We start from the raw sequence: 16395 nt of genomic DNA on the forward strand, positions 1-16395 counted from the left end.
GTCGGCTACTCCGCGCCTCCCGGGAGGTACGTACCGAAGCTCCAGATGTTGCCCTCGGCGTCGCGGGCCATGTAGTCCCGCGAGCCGTAGTCCTGGTCCTTCGGCGGCATGACGATCTCGATGCCGTGCTCCACCGCCCGCGCGTGGTGTACGTCCACATCGTCCACGTGGACGTACACCCCGACGGGGCCGGAGCCCTCCATCAGCTTGTCGAACTCGCTGCCCGTCCCCTTGCTGCCGAGCATCACCATGCCGTTCCCGTACGACAGCTCGGCGTGCGCGACCTTGCCGTCCTCGCCCTCGTACACCGCGGTGCGGGTGAAGCCGAACGCCTCCGTGAGCTGTTTGATCGCGGCGTGCGCGTCGTCGTAGGTCAGGGTCGGACAGATGTGGGGTGCCTCAGCCATCCCGATCACTCCTTCTCGCCTGATACGCCTGAAACCCTCGGAATGTGACCTGGGTCTCAGTCTGGCATCCGGCACCGACAACGACGCGGCTCAGCGGAAGGTGTTGCACTGCGCCATGTCGCCTGTCTTGAAACCGGTGGAGAACCACTGTTGGCGCTGCGCGGCCGAGCCGTGCGTCCAGTTCTCCGGCGTCACCCGGCCCTGGAACTTCTCCTGGATCCGGTCGTCGCCCACCGCGGCCGCCGCGTCCAGGCCGTCGCGGATGTCGGCCTCCGTCAGGCTCGTCAGCAGGGGTCGCCCCGTCTTCTCGTCCGGCGTGGTCGTCGCGTGGTGCGCCCAGACCCCGGCGTAGCAGTCCGCCTGCAGCTCCACCCGCACGGCGTTGGAGTTCGCGCCGGCGCGCCCGTCCTGGGCGCGGGCCAGCGTGCCCATCATGTTCTGCACGTGGTGGCCGTACTCGTGCGCCACCACGTACGCCTGCGCGAACGGGCCGCCGCTCGATCCGAACGTGCTCCGCAGCTCGTCGAAGAACCCCAGGTCCAGATAGACCTGCCGGTCCCCGGGGCAGTAGAACGGCCCGACCGCCGAGGTGGCCGAGCCGCAGGCGGTGGCGACCCGGTTGGAGAACATCACCGTGCGCGCGTCCCCGTACTGTCCGCCCCGCCGTTCGTACTCCGCCCGCCAGAAGTCCTGCACGCTGTTGACGACCGCCACGATCCGGCAGTCCTCGCGGGTGTTCGCGTCCGCGCCGGTCCGGCAGGTCTGCTGGACCTGGGCCAGCGAGGAGGAGGTCGCCACGGGCTCGGGGTCGCCGGAGGTGAGCCCGAGCTGTTCGGGGCCGACGCCGAAGAGCACCCCGAGGATCAGCGCGATGATGCCGACGATGCCGCCGCCGACGGTCGCCCTGCCGCCCGGGACGCGACTGCCGCGGACGTCCTTGACCTCCGAGGTGTCCAGGTCGGCGTCGTCGTCGAACTGCATGGGCCACCACCCTCTGCCGTCTCTGCCGCGGCAGTGGCCGCCGCACTCCGCCCGAGTATCGGCGAATCCGTCAGGGCTTGCCCCTTTTGTCCGGCATGGGCGGTAAGGGGTGTGATGTACGTCGTGTGGGCATGGCCGAAAAGCAGTTGCAGGGGCCCGTTAGACTGGCCGTATGGCCATTCTCCTCGTGCACTAGCGGCGTCGAACCGCCCGAGAGCCCTTCCGCCGTCCACCCCCGCCCTGGAGTCTGTCCGTGATCACCGCTTCCGGCATCGAGCTGCGCGCCGGCGCCCGCATCCTCATCGAGTCCGCTTCCTTCCGTATCGCCAAGGGCGACCGCATCGGCCTCGTCGGCCGCAACGGAGCGGGCAAGACCACCCTCACCAAGTGCCTCGCGGGCGAGGGCATGCCCGCCGCCGGGCAGATCGCCCGCTCCGGCGAGGTCGGCTACCTCCCGCAGGACCCGCGCACCGGCGACCTCGACGTCATGGCCCGCGACCGCATCCTCTCCGCCCGTGGGCTCGACGTCCTCATCCGCAAGATGCGGATGAACGAGGAGCGCATCGCGACCGGCTCCGGCGCCACCCGCGACAAGGCCATGCGGCAGTACGAGCGCCAGGAGACCGAGTTCCTCACCAAGGGCGGGTACGCCGCCGAGGCCGAGGCGTCCACCATCGCCGCCGCCCTCGGGCTGCCCGACCGGGTCCTCGGCCAGCCGCTGCACACGCTCTCCGGCGGTCAGCGCCGCCGGGTCGAGCTGGCGCGGATCCTGTTCTCCGACGCCGACACCCTGCTCCTCGACGAGCCCACCAACCACCTCGACGCCGACTCCATCGTCTGGCTGCGCGACTACCTGAAGACCTACCGCGGCGGTTTCATCGTCATCTCCCACGACGTCGACCTCGTCGAGACCGTCGTGAACAAGGTCTTCTACCTGGACGCCAACCGCTCGACCATCGACGTCTACAACATGGGCTGGAAGCTCTACCAGCAGCAGCGCGAGGCCGACGAGAAGCGCCGCAGGCGCGAGCGCCAGAACGCCGAGAAGAAGGCCGCCGCCCTCAACTCGCAGGCCGACAAGATGCGCGCCAAGGCCACCAAGACCGTCGCCGCGCAGAACATGGCCAAGCGCGCCGAGCGGCTGCTCTCCGGCCTGGAGGCGGTCCGGGTCAACGACAAGGTCGCCAAGCTCCGCTTCCCCGAGCCCGCGCCCTGCGGCAAGACCCCGCTGACGGCGGAGGGCCTGTCCAAGTCGTACGGCTCGCTCGAAATCTTCACCGACGTGAACCTCGCCATCGACAAGGGCTCCCGCGTCGTCATCCTCGGCCTCAACGGCGCGGGCAAGACCACGCTGCTGCGCCTGCTCGCCGGGGCCGAGACCCCCGACACGGGCGAGGTCACCCCGGGCCACGGCCTCAAGCTCGGCTATTACGCCCAGGAGCACGAGACCCTCGACCCCGAGCGCACGGTCCTGGAGAACATGCGCTCCTCCGCGCCCGACCTCGACCTCGTCGACGTGCGCAAGACGCTGGGCTCCTTCCTCTTCTCCGGCGACGACGTCGACAAGCCGGCCGGGGTCCTCTCCGGCGGCGAGAAGACCCGGCTGGCCCTGGCCACCCTGGTCGTCTCCTCGGCGAACGTGCTGCTCCTGGACGAGCCGACGAACAACCTCGACCCCGCCAGCCGCGAGGAGATCCTCGGCGCGCTGCGCACGTACAAGGGCGCGGTCGTCCTCGTCACCCACGACGAGGGAGCGGTCGACGCGCTCGAGCCGGAGCGGATCATCCTGCTCCCGGACGGCGTCGAGGACCTGTGGGGCCCGGACTACAAGGACCTGGTGGCCCTCGCCTGATCATCTCGGTATGGATCATTCGGCTCATGGGTGATCCTTCATCTGAGTGAGTGCGTCTCATACCCCCCGGCGCGACCCCTGAGGAATCCTTCCGCCAGGGGTCGCGCCGACCTCGTTCCCCCGGCGCGGCGCTGACCTGGTACTTCCCGGCCTGAGCGCTTCCGGGCCGTGCTCCCAGCGCTGCGGAATATGGGATTCCGGTCGTGGCGGGACCTTCCGCGTCCGCAAACCTTGTGGCACGGACCTTGTCGAATGGGTGGCCAGGACGTCCGTGAGGGGTGATCATGAGAAGTCCAGAGCGCACTTCCCATGAGGAGGCACGGGTGGCCGAGACTCTGAAGAAGGGCAGCCGGGTGACCGGCGCCGCGCGCGACAAGCTCGCGGCAGACCTGAAGAAGAAGTACGACTCCGGTGCGAGCATCCGGGCGCTGGCCGAGGAAACCGGCCGCTCCTACGGATTCGTCCACCGGATGCTCAGTGAGTCCGGAGTCACGCTGCGTGGACGCGGCGGGGCGACACGGGGCAAGAAGGCCGCCTCGGCCTGACTGGGGCGCGGTTCGTCGGGTCCACCGGTTCTCATGGTGGCCACCCGGTCGTCCGTGTGGTCGACCGGGTGGTTACTGTGCAGTCACTTAGCCTTGCAGTGCTGCACCGGAACCGGAGGCGCCCCATGACTTCGCTCGACTCTGTGCTCGTGTTCGACAAGGACGGTGTACGGCTCACCGTCGAGGACGCCGTCGCCACGGTGACCCTGACCAACCCGGCGAAGCGCAACGCCCAGTCTCCCGCTCTGTGGCGGGCGTTGACGGAAGCCGGACGGTCATTGCCGGGCAACGTGCGGGTCGTGGTCCTGCGTGGCGAGGGCAAGTCCTTCTCCGCCGGGCTCGACCGGCAGGCGTTCACGCCCGAGGGCTTCGACGGAGAGCCGTCCTTCCTGGACCTGGCACGCGGTTCGGACGAGGACCTGGACGCGGTCATCGCCGAGTATCAGGAGGCGTTCACCTGGTGGCGCCGCAGCGACATCGTGTCGATCGCGGCCGTCCAGGGGCATGCCATCGGTGCCGGCTTCCAGCTCGCCCTCGCCTGCGACCTGCGGGTCGTCGCCGAGGACGTGCAGTTCGCCATGCGTGAGACCAGCCTGGGTCTCGTGCCGGACCTGACCGGCACGCACCCGCTCGTCTCCCTCGTCGGCTACGCCCGCGCGCTGGAGATCTGCGCCACGGGCCGCTTCGTCCACGCGCAGGAGGCCGAGCGCATCGGCCTCGCCAACATCGCCGTGCCCGGCGACGAACTCGAGGCCGCGGTACGGGACTTGAGCGCCGCCCTGCTCGCCGCGCCGCGCGATGCGGTGATCGAGACCAAGGCGCTGCTCCAGGGTGCCGCCGGCCGTTCCTACGAGGACCAGCGCACCGCCGAACGCGCCGCCCAGGCCCGCCGCCTGCGCGACCTGGCGGGCCTCGGCGACTGACCCACCGGCCTCGCCCGTTCGGCCGCGTGCGGGACCTGGCGGGCCTGACTCACAGGGGCCCGGCGTGCGGCCTCCTGTGCGGGGCCTTACCCACCGGACCGCCGTGCGGCCGCGTGTGCGGGCCTGACCCACCGGACCGCCGTGCGGCCTCCTGTGCGGGCGTGACCCTCCGGACCCGGCCGTTCGGCCTCCTGTGGGGCCTGACCCATCGGACCGCCGTGCGGCCGCGTGTGCGGGCCTGACCCACCGGACCCGGCCGTTCGGCCGTCTGCGCGGGCGGACGCGGTCCGCCGGGTGGTTCAGCCGGGTGGGTCGTACGCCCTCCGTGAACCGGCGGCGTCAGCCGACCGCTGAGACCAGGACCGTGACCGCCGTCGCCTCCGGGGCGACGGCGGTCGCCGCCGTCCGGGCCGCGCGGGCCACGTCCAGCGCGCGGTGGCCGGGGGAGACCGCCAGCTCCAGGCGGAGCAGGCCGGGCGCGCGGTGGAGCGGGGCGCCCAGGGTGTCGGTCAGGGCCGCTACGCCGTCGACCGCGAGCACCGCCAGGGCCGTCGGATCCTCCGAGGCCGACGCGGATCGCCCGGGTGGGGGAGCGGCGGCCGACGAATCCGGCTCCGCCTGCCCGCTCTCCGCGAGGCCCGTCACGCGCAGGTCCACCTCCACGACCGCGAGGCCCAACTCCCGCTCTGCCGAGGCGAACAGGGCCTCGCGCACCGCCGCCGCGAGCGCCGGCAGCGGCCTGCTCCACTCCGCCCCGTACTCCGCCGCGAACTCGGCCGAGATCGCCAGGGTCCCGGGCGGCAGCCCGCCCGGCGGTACCGGGAACGGCTCCTCCCCGCCCGCTTCCGCGAGCCCCACCCGCAGCTTCCCCGGCACCACCCCTCGTACGGCCGCCACCGCCCGGAGCAGCACCACCCGCGCCGCGCGCTCCGTCAGCCACGCGCCGTCCGCTGCCTCCCCCAGCGGCAGCAGCCGGCCCGGGCCGAGCCGCTCGCGCACCGCCGCCGCCCATCCCGTCCCTGCTGTCGTCGTCATGTCCCCAGCCTGCCGCATCCCCGGCGCGAGACCGGGCAAGCGCACCTAATGTGGGCAAAGGAGTACATATCCGCAGGGAAGGGATGGAAGCCATGAACGACCCCGCGCACCCCAGGGAACCGAACGTGACCAAGCGAGGCGGCGGTGACCCGGCCTCCCGCGGCCGGACCACCATCGCCGACGGGGTGGTGGAGAAGATCGCCGGCCTTGCCGCCCGCGACGTCGTGGGCGTCCACGCCATGGGCAGCGGACTCTCCCGCACCCTCGGTGCCGTACGCGATCGGGTGCCGGGCGGCGGCGGGGCCAAGTCGAGCGCCACGCGCGGCGTGAAGGCCGAGGTCGGTGAGGTGCAGACCGCGCTCGACCTGGAGATCGTCGTCGATTACGGCGTCTCCATCGCCGACGTGGCGGGGGCCGTGCGCGAGAACGTCATCGCGGCCGTCGAGCGGATGACCGGCCTGGAGGTCGTCGAGGTCAACATCGCGGTCAGCGATGTGAAGCTGCCCGACGAAGAGGACGAGGAGCAGTCGGAGCAGCGGCTCCAGTAGTCGCTGTCGACCCGGCGGAAAGGGCTCAGCATGAGCATGGCGGTGGTCGGCCTTTTGGCCGGAATGGGCCTCGGTTTCGCCGGGTACTTCGGCGGCTTCGGGGCGTTTGTGCTGGTCGCGGCGTTGGGTGCGGTCGGCTTCGTCGTCGGGCGGTTCGTCGAGGGCGACCTCGAACCCGGCGACTTCTTCCGAGGTCGCGAACGCGGCGAACGGCGGCGGTGACGCGGGGTGGCAACAGAGCCGGTGGGCCCCGCCGGCCGCGGGGCGACGACGATCGCCGACCGGGTCGTCGCGAAGATCGCCGCGCGGGCGGCGCGGGAAGCGCTCGACGTCGTACCCCCCGGGGGATCCAAGCCGCACGCCTCGGTCGTCGTGCAGCGTGACATCGCCCGGGTCTCGGTGAGTCTGGAGCTCGGATACCCCGCCGACCTCGGCCGCCAGTGCGGCGCGGTCCGCAGCCAAGTGGTCCGACGTGTACGGGAACTGGTCGGCATGGAGGTGCCCGAAGTGGCTGTCCACGTGGAGCGCCTGCACTCGCCGCGCACGGCGCGCGAGTCGGCCGGGCGGGGGCTGCGATGAGCACGGCGCCCCGAACGGACACCGGCAACGACGCCGTACCCGTACCCGTACCAGTACCGAAGGCGCGCCGCTTCTGGGCCGTACGGCGGATCCCGGCGGCGCTGCTCGCCCTCCTGATCCTCGGCGGCGCCGGGCTGCTGCTCTACGACGTGGCCGCGGTACGGGCCGACCGCACGGCCATGGCCTGGCGGCGCGAGACCGCCGACGAACTCGCCACCCGGCCCCTCGACAACGCCTGGGTCCTGGCCGGCGCGATCGTGGCCGTCCTCCTCGGTGCCTGGCTCCTGCTGCTCGCGTCCACCCCCGGGCTGCGTGCCGTCCTCCCCATGCGGCGCGACCACGCCGACGTACGGGCGGGCCTCGACCGCGATGCCGCGGCGCTGACCCTGCGGGACCGGGCGATGGAGGTCTCGGGCGTGCAGTCGGTACGGGTACGGATGAGGCGCAAGAAGGTGGCGGTGCGGGCGGTCTCGCACTTCCGCGAACTCGACAAGGTGCGCGCGGACGTGACGGGCGTCCTCACCGCGGGCATCGAGGAACTGGGGCTCGCCCGGCCGCCGGCGCTGACCGTACGGGTGGGCCGCCCGCCGAGGAAGGGGTGAAGCGGTGACCGTCATTCTCCGGCGCGTCAACCGGGTGCTGCTCGGACTCGTGGGCCTGCTGCTCGTCGTCGGCGGCGGGGCGGTCCTGGCGGCCGGCTTCGATCTGGCGGTGCCCTCGTGGTGGCCGTGGTCGGGGCCCTCCGACGTCCTGCTGAGCGATGCCGACCGGCGTCGGTGGCGCGACGAGGGCTGGTGGTGGCCGGTGGTCATCGCCGCCCTCGGGCTCGTCGTGCTTCTGGCCCTGTGGTGGCTGATCGCCCAGTTCCGCCGGGCCCGGCTCGCGGAGGTGCTGGTCGACACCGGTGACGGTGAAGCCGCGACGGTACGGGGCCGGGCCCTGGAGAGCGTCCTGGAGGCGGACGCGGTGGCGCAGGACGGGGTGGCCCGCGCCCGGGTCGCCCTGACGGGCCGCCGCACGGCGCCCCGCACCCGCGTCCGACTGCTCCTGGAGCCGTACGCCTCTCCCGGCGAGGCTCTTGCCTCCCTGACGAACGAGGCCCTCGCCGCGGCCCGCACCTCGACGGGCCTCCGGTACCTCCCGACGGAGGCCCGCCTCAGAGCGCTCAAACACCGCGCCCGCCGAGTGACGTGACCCGCCGCCCCGCCCAGCGGGCGAATGCCCACACGGGCGCACGGGAGCGGGCCGTCAGAAGCCGTGGCGGGCGCCGCCGTCCACCGGGATCATCACGCCCGTGACGTACGACGCCGCCGGCGACAGGAGGAACGCCGCCGTGCGGCCGAACTCCTCCGGCGTGCCGTAGCGCCGCAGCGGGATGCGGGACTCGCTCGCCGAGCGCGCCGCGTCCGCGTCGCCGGACATCGCGTCGAGCGACCGCACCCGGTCCGTGTCGATCCGCCCCGGCAGGACGCCCACGACCCGGATGCCCCGCGGCCCCAGATCGCCCGCGAGGGACTTCGCGAAGCCGGCGAGCCCCGGCCGCAGGCCGTTGGAGATCGTCAGGCCCGGGATCGGCTCGTGGACCGAACCCGAGAGCACGAAGCCGATGACCCCGCCCTCGCCCAGCGTCTCCGCCGCCGCCCGGGCCATCCGTACCGCCCCCAGGAAGACCGTGTCGAACGCCGCCGCCCACTGCTCGTCGGTGTTGTCCGCGCCGAAGCCCGGCGCCGGGCCGCCCACGCTGACGAGAATGCCGTCGAAGCGCCCGAAGCGGGCCCGCGCCTCCGCGATCAGCCGGCCCGGCACCTCGGGGTCGGCGTTGTCGGCGGCGAGACCGGCCGCGTCCGGGCCCAGCTCCTCGACCGCCTCGGCGACCGACTTCTCCTCGCGCCCGGTGATCAGCACCTTCGCGCCCTCGGCGAGCAGCGCCTCGGCCGAGGCCCGGCCGAGCCCGCGCGTCGCGCCGGTCACCACGTACACACGGTCCTTCAGTCCAAGATCCATGGGCCTATCCTGCCGCGTCCTCCCACGGCAGCGCGAGGGCGGTACCCACCAGGCCGATGTGGCTGAACGCCTGCGGGAAGTTGCCCAGCTGCCGCCGCGCCACCGGGTCGTACTCCTCCGCCAGCAGCCCCACGTCGTTGCGGAGGGCGAGCAGTCGCTCGAAGAGCTCCCGCGCCTCCCTCTCCCGCCCGGTCATCCGCAGCGCGTCCGCGAGCCAGAAGGAGCAGACGAGAAACGTTCCCTCCCCGCCGGGCAGGCCGTCGACCGAGACCCCTTCGGTGCTGTAGCGGCGGACGAAGCCGCCGTGCGTCAACTCCTTGCGCACCGCGTCGACCGTCCCCACCACCCGGGGATCGTCCGGAGGCAGGAACCCGACCCGCGGGATCAGCAGCGTCGCCGCGTCCAGCTCCCGCGAGCCGTACGCCTGCGTGAAGCTGTTGCGCTGCGGGTCGTACCCCTTCGCGCACACCTCCGCGTGGATCTCGTCCCGCATCACCCGCCACCGCGCCACGTCACCGCGCAGCGAGGGATCCTCCTCGAGTGCGCGCACCGCGCGGTCGGCGGCGACCCAGGCCATGACCTTCGAGTGCACGAAGTGGCGGCGCGGCCCGCGCACCTCCCACAGCCCCTCGTCCGGCTCCCGCCAGGTCGACTCCAGGAAACCCAGCAGGCTCAGCTGCAGGTTCCAGGCGTGCCGCTCGGCCGGGATCCCCGCCGCCCGCGCCATGTCGAGCGAGTCCATGACCTCGCCGTACACGTCGAGCTGGAACTGCTCCACCGCCGCGTTCCCGATCCGTACCGGCGCCGAGTCCGCGTAGCCGCGCAGCCACGGCACCGACATCTCGGGCAGCCGCCGCTCGCCGGCCGGCCCGTACATGATCTGCAGATCGGCCGGATCGCCCGCCACCGCACGCAGCAGCCAGTCGCGCCACGCCGCCGCCTCGTCGACATAACCGGCCGACAGCAGCGCGCCGAGCGTGAGGGTCGAGTCGCGCAGCCAGCAGGAGCGGTAGTCCCAGTTCCGTACGCCGCCCAGCTCCTCCGGGAGCGAGGTCGTGGGCGCGGCCACGATGCCGCCCGTCGGCGCGTACGTGAGCGCCTTGAGCGTGATCAGCGAGCGCAGCACCGCCTCCCGGTACGGCCCCTCGTAGGTGCAGCGCGCCGACCAGTCACGCCAGTCCGTCAGACACTCGTCGAGCGCGCCGAAGGGGTCGATCAGCTCCGGGCGCGGCTCGTGCGAGGGATGCCAGGTGAGCACGAACGCGACCTTCTCGCCCTCGTCGACCGTGAACGACGAGCAGGTGGCGAACTGCTGCCCCCAGGTCTTCACCGACGGCTCGCTGCGCAGCCACACCGAGTCGGGTCCCGCCACGGCCACCCGATGGCCGTCGCTGCGCCGGACCCACGGCACGATCGAGCCGTAGTCGAAGCGCAGCCGCAGCACGGCGCTCATCTCGACGCGGCCGCTGACGCCCTCCACGATCCGCATGACATCGGGCGCCTTGTCGCGCTGCGGCATGAAGTCGACGACCTTCACGGTGCCGGTGCGGGTCTCCCAGTACGTCTCCAGGACGAGGGAGTCGCCGGCGTAGCCCCGGCTGGTGCAGGTCGTGGCGCCCTTGGGCGCGATCCGCCAGTGACCGTTGTCCTCGTCGCCGAGCAGCGCGGCGAAACATGCGGCCGAGTCGAAGCGCGGCAGACACAGCCAGTCGATCGACCCGTCGCGGCCGACGAGCGCGGCGGTCTGCAGATCGCCGATGAGGGCGTAGTCGTCGATACGTTGCGTCACGCTTTGGCGTGTTCCCGGAAGAGACGACGGTCAATCAGCGGGGCTTGACGGGCCAGGGCCCGTCCTAGACGGCCGCGGGTTCCGGCTCCGGGGTTCCCGCGCTCTCGTCGGTCCGCGCCGCGGCCTCCCGGTCGCGCTTCTCGCGACGCACCAGGATCACCCAGCCGACCGGCACACCGGCCGTGAAGAGCCACCACTGCACGGCGTACGCCATGTGCGCGCCGATCGAGTCGTGGTCCGGCTCGGGGACCAGCTCGGGGGTGTTCCCCACGGGTTCGGGCGCCGTCTGCTCCAGGTAGCCGCCGAGGACCTCACGGCCGAGCAGCTCGGCCTGCTGCGCGCTGTTGATCAGCATCACCTGACGGTCCGGCAGCCCGCGCAGGTCCTTGATACCGCTGGCGCCGGTCGTCTCGTCGGCCTTGAGCCGGCCGGTGACGGTGATCTCGCCCTTGGGGGCGGGCGGCACCTCGGGGTACGACTTCTGGTCGGGGGCGGCCGGGACCCAGCCGCGGTTGACCAGGACGACCCGGCCGTCCTTCAGGACCAGCGGGGTGAGCACCATGACGCCCTGACGGTCGTCGGCATTGGTACGACGCCTGACGACGACCTCGTGCGCGGTGTCGAAGGTCCCCGTGGCGGTGGTCCGGCGCCAGTAGTCGGCGCGCGGGACGGTGTGGCCGGGGGAGGTCAGCTCCTCGACCGGGAGCGGCTTCGCCTTCAGGTTCTCCGCGATCAGGGCGTTCTGGGCGACGCGGCGCTCATGCCGGTGGAACTGCCAGAAGCCCAGCTCGATCATCGTCGGGACGAGGACGAGGGCGACGAGGGTGAGGATCACCCACTGCCGGGACAACAGGAAGCGGTACACCCCATGACCGTACAACTGTGGTCATGGGGTGCACGCACGGGGGTTCCGGTCGCCCGGGGCGGGCGGGACTCAGACGTGGTCGACGATCCCCACCTTTCCCTCCGCGCGGGCGCAATGCCCGCCGCAGTACCAGCTGCCCTCGACCTCGACGCCCTGGCCGATGATCTGGACCTTGCAGTGTTCACAGATGGGCGCCATGCGGTGAATGGCGCAGGAGAAGCAGTCGAAGACGTGCACCGCGCCCTGCGCGTGCACCTCGAAGGACATGCCGTAATCGTTTCCGCAGACCTCACAACGTGCCATGCGCCACAGGGTGCGACGTGCGCCGGGCGAAGCGCGGGCGGCACGCCCGGTGCGTCACCCGTCTGCCGGGGCCACGTCCCGCAGCAACTGGGTGAAGGCCGCCTCGTCGACGATCGGCGTACCGAAGGACTTGGCCTTCACCGTCTTGGAGGTGACGGAGTCCGGGTCGTTGGTCACCAGCAGACTCGTCAGCCGGGAGACGCTCGTGGCGACGTGGAGGCCCGCCTCGACCGCGCGGTCCTCCAGGAGCTCGCGGTCGATGGAGGTGTCGCCGGAGAACGCCACCCGCATGCCCTGCTTGAGCGGAGCGTCCGTTTCGTACCGTCCGGGGTTGGGATGCGGGCACGGCGGTCGCTTCCGCGACGGGCGCCAGCTGTTCGCGTGGTACGAGGCCTGGTAGCCGATCCGCGGCGCGGCCGGCGTGGACACCCATTCCGTCAGCGGCCGGCACTCGAGCAGCGGGAGTCGTACGTTCCGCTCCGCGGCGGTGTGCAGACTCGGCCGGAACGCCTCGGCCAGCACCCGCGCGTCGTCCAGCGCGTTGTGCGCCCGCTGCTGCACGACGCCGAAGTGCGCGGCCAGCGACTCCAGCTTGTGGTTGGGCAGCGGAAGCGACAGCTCCTTGGAGAGGGCGATGGTGCACAACCGCTGCCGCACCGGCGCGGTGCGCTCGGCCCGCGCGTACTCCCGGGCGATCATCTGCCAGTCGAAGATCGCGTTGTGCGCCACCAGGACCCGGCCGTCGAGCCGGGCGGAGAACTCGGCGGCGATCTCCGGGAAGAGCGGCGCACCCTCGAGGACGTCACTGGTCAGCCCATGGATCCAGACCGGTCCCGGATCCCGCTCCGGATTGACGAGCGTGTACCAGTGGTCCTCGACGTTGCCCTGGGCGTCGAGGCGGTAGACGGCAGCCGACACTATCCGGTCGTCGCGGGCGAGTCCGGTGGTCTCCACGTCGACGACCGCGTACCCCTGTGGGTAGGCGGCCGGCCACGTTGCTGCTGTCGTACGGTCGTCGAGCATGGTCACTGAGAATACGGGCCGCCGCCGACAACGCCGCCCCCGGTCTCCCCACCGGCACCCGGAACCGGCCATCCGGTCGACGCGCGACGGCCACGGCTCCCGTCCCGTGGGGGAGTTCACCGGAGCCGCCGCGCGCGGTCACCCGAGGCTCGCCACCAGGTCCCCGGCCGCGGCCTGTTCGAGACCGCAGCCGTCCACAGGACCCGGCAGCAGGCGGTAGACCGTCCCGGTCGAGCGGTCCGGCACCACGTCGCCGTCGAGGAGGGCGAGGAAGGCATGCCGGCCGCTCGCGCCGGCCGCCGCCACCGCCCGTCCGTCCTCGGCCGCACGCCGCGCCTCGGGCGAGCCCGCGGTACGGATCCGGTCCGCGAAGGACTCCACCGGCTCCTCGTTCCGCCGCCGGTACTCCCACACCTCGTCCGGGCCCTCGCCCGCCCGCCGGAGGACGGTCACCGCGTCGGTCCGCGCGGCGGCGTGCCACACCGCCAGATCCCACAGCGTGGTCCGCCCGGCGGTGAAGTACTGGTACAGGTCCTTGCCGACCCGGCCCAGGTCCGCGCTGTGCGCCCAGACGCTCTGGAACCCCTCGGACGGCGGCAGATGCAGGTCCGTCCAGAGGAAGGTGCGGTGCACCAGGTCGACCAGCATCGGCACATGGATCTGGGAGTCGCCCACGAGGTCGTACCGCTGACGCACGGTCCTCGGGTCGTACGCAGCGCCCCTGCCCTCCCTGGAAGGGAGGGCCATGAAACCGGCGAAGGCGTCCAGGAGCTGTTCGAAGGGCACGTTGTTGTAGCTGAAGACGATCGGCATCGCGAACCGCACTCCGGCCTCGGCGAGCGCCGCGAGGTCCAGATCGGCGTACTCGGTCGCGCCCTTGGGCGCCGGGGCCGAGGTGAGGTCGCCGGAGTGGACGACGGCCCGCTCGCCGTAGACGAGGTTGGTGTAGTCGCACAGCCCGACGTACGACCAGTCCGCGTCGAACAGGGCGACGGACAGGTCCAGGTCGACCCGCGTCCTGGTGGGCTGCGTCCAGTGCAGGAACATCCGCAGCACCTCGCCCCGGGGCAGCGGCTGCGTCGACCCGCGCGGCACCGACACCAGGGCCTTGACCGCGGCGCCCTCCGAGGACGGCACGGCGAGGCCCGCCAGTGCGGAGTCCAGGACGGCGGTGTCGAAGCGCGGCGCGGCGCCGAGCCTGCGCAGCAGCTCGCTCTCCAGCAGGTCGACGACCTCTTCGGTCAGCTGGGCCGGCAGCGGCGGGCGCCGGTCGTCCAGGGTGAAGGCGTGCGTCACCCGGCCGCGCGGGAAGAACACCCGCCGGTCGCCCGGCAGATGGCGGATCCGCAGCTGCCCGAGCGCCGCGAGCAGCGGTCCGGGTCCCGCGCCGGGAAGGGCCCGGCGCAGGACCTCGGCCACGCGCGCGTGGAGCGTGTCGGAGCCGTACAGCCGCAGGAGATGGTCCAGACGGCGCACCAGTTCGCCCGGGCGCTGGGCGAGCAGCGTGAGCGCGGTGTCCATGTCCCGTGCGGCGAGGGCCGTTTCGACGCGGCCGGTCCAGGTGTGCGGCTTGATGCGACCGCCGTCGATTCGCACCGCGCGGGGGTGCTCGGCGGCGGTCCGCCGCAGCTCCTCGCCGTGCGGGACGGCCGTCGTGTCGGTGGAGCGCAGCACGGCGAACGCCATCGCCGCCCTCGGGTGCCGGTCGTGCCGCTCGAAGGGGTGAAGGGTCTCGGCGGCCTTCTTCCACAGACCCGGGTGACGCGACAGGTCCTCGACGAGCGAGGTGACGTCGAGCCCGTCCAGGACGGCGAGGAGCCGGCGGCGCAGCGGGCGCGGCAACGAGCGGAAACGGCGGGGCTCCAGCAGGTCCGCCTCACCACCCGACCAGACGGCGAGCAGCCGCAGGACGTCGGTCGCGGTGGTCAACCGGACGTCCAGCTCGGGCAGCACGGTCTCCCGGGTGGCCGGGTCGCGCAGCAGCGTGCCCAGAAGCAGCGCCTTGGTCTCGCGTACCGGGATCTCGGCGGGCAGCCAGTCGAGCGTGGTGGGCGCCGCGGTGAGCAGCACCTTCAGATCGTCGCGGTCGTCCGGGGACAGCGGTGTGCGCCGGGCGAGCAGCGTGAGCAGGGCCTTCGCCGCGTCCGCGGACCGGTCACGGCCGAGTGCGAGCAGCCGCAGCGGACCGGCGGAGGACTCCTCCTCGTCCTCCTCGGCCGGGGGCGTCGCCGGGGTCGGCCGCAGGAAGGGGTCCGCGGGGTCGATCCGGCGGTGGCAGATGGGGCAGCCGTCGTACTGCGCACCGTCCCAGCACCGACGGCACACGAGGTGGGCGCAGGGCGAGACGGGATGCACCGTGCCCGCCGTACCGCACAGCACGCACGGCTGCGTCGGCCACTGGAGCAGCAGGGTGAAGACCCGGTCGACGTAGAGCCCGAAGGTGTCGTCGGGGACGGAGGCCGGGAAGGACCGGAACAGCGGCATGTGCGGGCGGTCGGCCCCCAGTTCCGCGTCGAGATGGCGCAGCACCTGCTTGCCGGCGTCCGCGAGTCCGGCCGGTCCGAGCCAGGCGAGTGCGGCCCGCAGCTCGGCGGTGGGGGCGAAGCCGCGGTCCAGGAGCTCGGCCTCCAGCGCGGTGAGTCCTTCGGCGGTGGACGGGTCGCCGGGGCGGGGCCCGGCCTGATCGACGTAGACCGTACGGAGACGGCGGAGCAGGACGGACGACACCACAGACAAAAAGGGATCTCCAGGAGGGAGGGGAAGAGTGAGGCGGGGACGGAGAGTGAGCGCGCTACGGATGTCAGAGAAAGTGAGAAGGAAGCACGCTTGCGGAGCCGTCCCCGCGAGCGCTCACCCTAGGACGGCCCCACGCGCGCGTGCCACCGAATTAATCCGCCCCGTCGCCTGACGGCCGATGGGAGCCCAACAGGCCCTCCACCAAGGCCCGTACGGAGGTGGTGAAGAGGCGCTCCGTGTCGACAGGGCGGGCCAGGGCACGGGCGAGGGCGGGGTCGTCCGGGTCGGTCGTCTCCGTCTCCCAGAGCTCCTCCTCGGCGGGGGACTGGACCGGGGCCCGTTCGCGGTTGCGTTCCACGAGCACGTAGCCGACGACCTGGATCTGCACCGCCCTGACCACCTCCGCCGCCCGCGCGCCGCGCAGACCGGCGGCGTGCACCTCGTGGGCCAGCGCGCGCTGGGCGGGCAGGAACATCCGCTCCGTCAGGCCCCGTTCGTGGACCATCGCCACCAGATGCGGGCGCTCGCGCAGATCGCGGCGGAGCGCGCGGGCCACCGAGACGATCCGGGCGGCGGGCGTGCGGCCGCGCGGGGTGATCGCGGAGAGATCGGCGACCGTCCGCTCCACCAGCGCGTCGAGCAGGGACTCGCGGTTGCCGACGTGCCAGTAGATCGAGGTGACCGCGGTGCCGAGCTCGGCGGCGAGCTTGCGCATGGTCAGCGCGTCCGGGCCGTGCTGCTTCACCAGAGCGGCGGCGGTCTCCAGGACCTCCTCGCGGGTGAGTGCGGTGCGCGCCATCCCTTC

At 72.5% G+C, this 16395-nt stretch carries 18 protein-coding genes; 8 read left to right on the forward strand and 10 right to left on the reverse strand.

Annotated elements, in window-relative coordinates:
• Positions 1–5: 5 nt before the first annotated feature.
• Together ACFV9D_RS26200 and ACFV9D_RS26205 are read right to left on the reverse strand one after the other, a co-directional pair.
• Positions 6–407, reverse strand: a complete 402-nt coding sequence (locus tag ACFV9D_RS26200) for a VOC family protein (protein ID WP_385150952.1) — start codon at positions 405–407, stop codon at positions 6–8.
• A 90-nt stretch (positions 408–497) separates the two neighbouring features.
• Positions 498–1388 (reverse strand): neutral zinc metallopeptidase, encoded by an 891-nt coding sequence (locus ACFV9D_RS26205; protein ID WP_385150955.1) that lies wholly within the window; start codon positions 1386–1388, stop codon positions 498–500.
• Between the two features lie 253 nt (positions 1389–1641).
• Here ACFV9D_RS26205 and ACFV9D_RS26210 point away from each other — a divergent pair, with 253 nt between their 5' ends.
• From ACFV9D_RS26210 to ACFV9D_RS26220, 3 genes are all read left to right on the forward strand, one after another.
• Complete coding sequence (locus ACFV9D_RS26210) at positions 1642–3240, forward strand: ABC-F family ATP-binding cassette domain-containing protein (RefSeq protein WP_385150958.1); 1599 nt, start codon at positions 1642–1644, stop codon at positions 3238–3240.
• Between the two features lie 323 nt (positions 3241–3563).
• Positions 3564–3785 (forward strand): helix-turn-helix domain-containing protein, encoded by a 222-nt coding sequence (locus ACFV9D_RS26215; RefSeq protein ID WP_006123601.1) that lies wholly within the window; start codon positions 3564–3566, stop codon positions 3783–3785.
• A gap of 125 nt (positions 3786–3910) precedes the next feature.
• A complete protein-coding gene (locus ACFV9D_RS26220) occupies positions 3911–4708 on the forward strand; it encodes an enoyl-CoA hydratase/isomerase family protein (protein ID WP_385150961.1) in 798 nt (265 codons plus the stop codon).
• Positions 4709–5047: 339 nt separating this feature from the next.
• On the opposite strand, the gene ACFV9D_RS26225 is transcribed toward ACFV9D_RS26220, so the two are convergent.
• Entirely contained in the window at positions 5048–5743 is a 696-nt protein-coding gene (locus ACFV9D_RS26225; RefSeq protein ID WP_385150964.1) for a hypothetical protein, read from the reverse strand.
• Positions 5744–5835: 92 nt separating this feature from the next.
• Here ACFV9D_RS26225 and ACFV9D_RS26230 point away from each other — a divergent pair, with 92 nt between their 5' ends.
• Genes ACFV9D_RS26230 through amaP form a run of 5 tightly spaced genes read left to right on the forward strand, consistent with a single transcriptional unit; the run spans position 5836 to position 8064 of the window.
• The gene (locus ACFV9D_RS26230) at positions 5836–6291 is read left to right on the forward strand and encodes an Asp23/Gls24 family envelope stress response protein (protein WP_385150967.1); all 456 of its coding nucleotides are present in this window, start codon (positions 5836–5838) and stop codon (positions 6289–6291) included.
• 30 nt (positions 6292–6321) lie between these two features.
• On the forward strand, positions 6322–6513 hold the full coding sequence (locus ACFV9D_RS26235; protein WP_385150970.1) for a hypothetical protein: 192 nt from the start codon (positions 6322–6324) through the stop codon (positions 6511–6513).
• Between the two features lie 6 nt (positions 6514–6519).
• The gene (locus ACFV9D_RS26240; RefSeq protein WP_385150973.1) at positions 6520–6870 is read left to right on the forward strand and encodes a hypothetical protein; all 351 of its coding nucleotides are present in this window, start codon (positions 6520–6522) and stop codon (positions 6868–6870) included.
• Positions 6867–7472: a DUF6286 domain-containing protein gene (locus ACFV9D_RS26245; RefSeq protein ID WP_385150976.1), complete on the forward strand. Its 606-nt coding sequence runs from the start codon at positions 6867–6869 to the stop codon at positions 7470–7472. The genes ACFV9D_RS26240 and ACFV9D_RS26245 overlap by 4 nt, the downstream gene beginning before the upstream one ends.
• A gap of 4 nt (positions 7473–7476) precedes the next feature.
• Positions 7477–8064: an alkaline shock response membrane anchor protein AmaP gene (amaP, locus tag ACFV9D_RS26250; RefSeq protein WP_385150979.1), complete on the forward strand. Its 588-nt coding sequence runs from the start codon at positions 7477–7479 to the stop codon at positions 8062–8064.
• Positions 8065–8118: 54 nt separating this feature from the next.
• Here amaP and ACFV9D_RS26255 read toward each other — a convergent pair whose 3' ends face one another.
• The 7 genes from ACFV9D_RS26255 to ACFV9D_RS26285 form a co-directional block, all read right to left on the reverse strand.
• On the reverse strand, positions 8119–8874 hold the full coding sequence (locus ACFV9D_RS26255) for an SDR family oxidoreductase (RefSeq protein ID WP_385150982.1): 756 nt from the start codon (positions 8872–8874) through the stop codon (positions 8119–8121).
• Positions 8875–8878: 4 nt separating this feature from the next.
• A complete protein-coding gene (locus ACFV9D_RS26260) occupies positions 8879–10663 on the reverse strand; it encodes a glycoside hydrolase family 15 protein (protein ID WP_385150985.1) in 1785 nt (594 codons plus the stop codon).
• A gap of 64 nt (positions 10664–10727) precedes the next feature.
• The gene (locus ACFV9D_RS26265) at positions 10728–11528 is read right to left on the reverse strand and encodes an SURF1 family protein (protein ID WP_385150987.1); all 801 of its coding nucleotides are present in this window, start codon (positions 11526–11528) and stop codon (positions 10728–10730) included.
• 69 nt (positions 11529–11597) lie between these two features.
• A complete protein-coding gene (locus tag ACFV9D_RS26270) occupies positions 11598–11831 on the reverse strand; it encodes a hypothetical protein (RefSeq protein ID WP_352192130.1) in 234 nt (77 codons plus the stop codon).
• A gap of 54 nt (positions 11832–11885) precedes the next feature.
• On the reverse strand, positions 11886–12860 hold the full coding sequence (locus ACFV9D_RS26275; RefSeq protein ID WP_385150990.1) for a DEDDh family exonuclease: 975 nt from the start codon (positions 12858–12860) through the stop codon (positions 11886–11888).
• A 132-nt stretch (positions 12861–12992) separates the two neighbouring features.
• Positions 12993–15590, reverse strand: a complete 2598-nt coding sequence (locus ACFV9D_RS26280; protein ID WP_385150993.1) for an MXAN_6230/SCO0854 family RING domain-containing protein — start codon at positions 15588–15590, stop codon at positions 12993–12995.
• A 151-nt stretch (positions 15591–15741) separates the two neighbouring features.
• Positions 15742–16389 carry a TetR/AcrR family transcriptional regulator gene (locus ACFV9D_RS26285; protein WP_385150996.1) on the reverse strand — a complete coding sequence of 216 codons (648 nt, stop codon included), beginning with the start codon at positions 16387–16389 and terminating at the stop codon, positions 15742–15744.
• Between the last annotated feature and the right edge of the window lie 6 nt (positions 16390–16395).

Origin of the sequence: Streptomyces sp. NPDC059875, from assembly GCF_042731085.1 — a bacterium.
Taxonomy (GTDB): domain Bacteria; phylum Actinomycetota; class Actinomycetes; order Streptomycetales; family Streptomycetaceae; genus Streptomyces.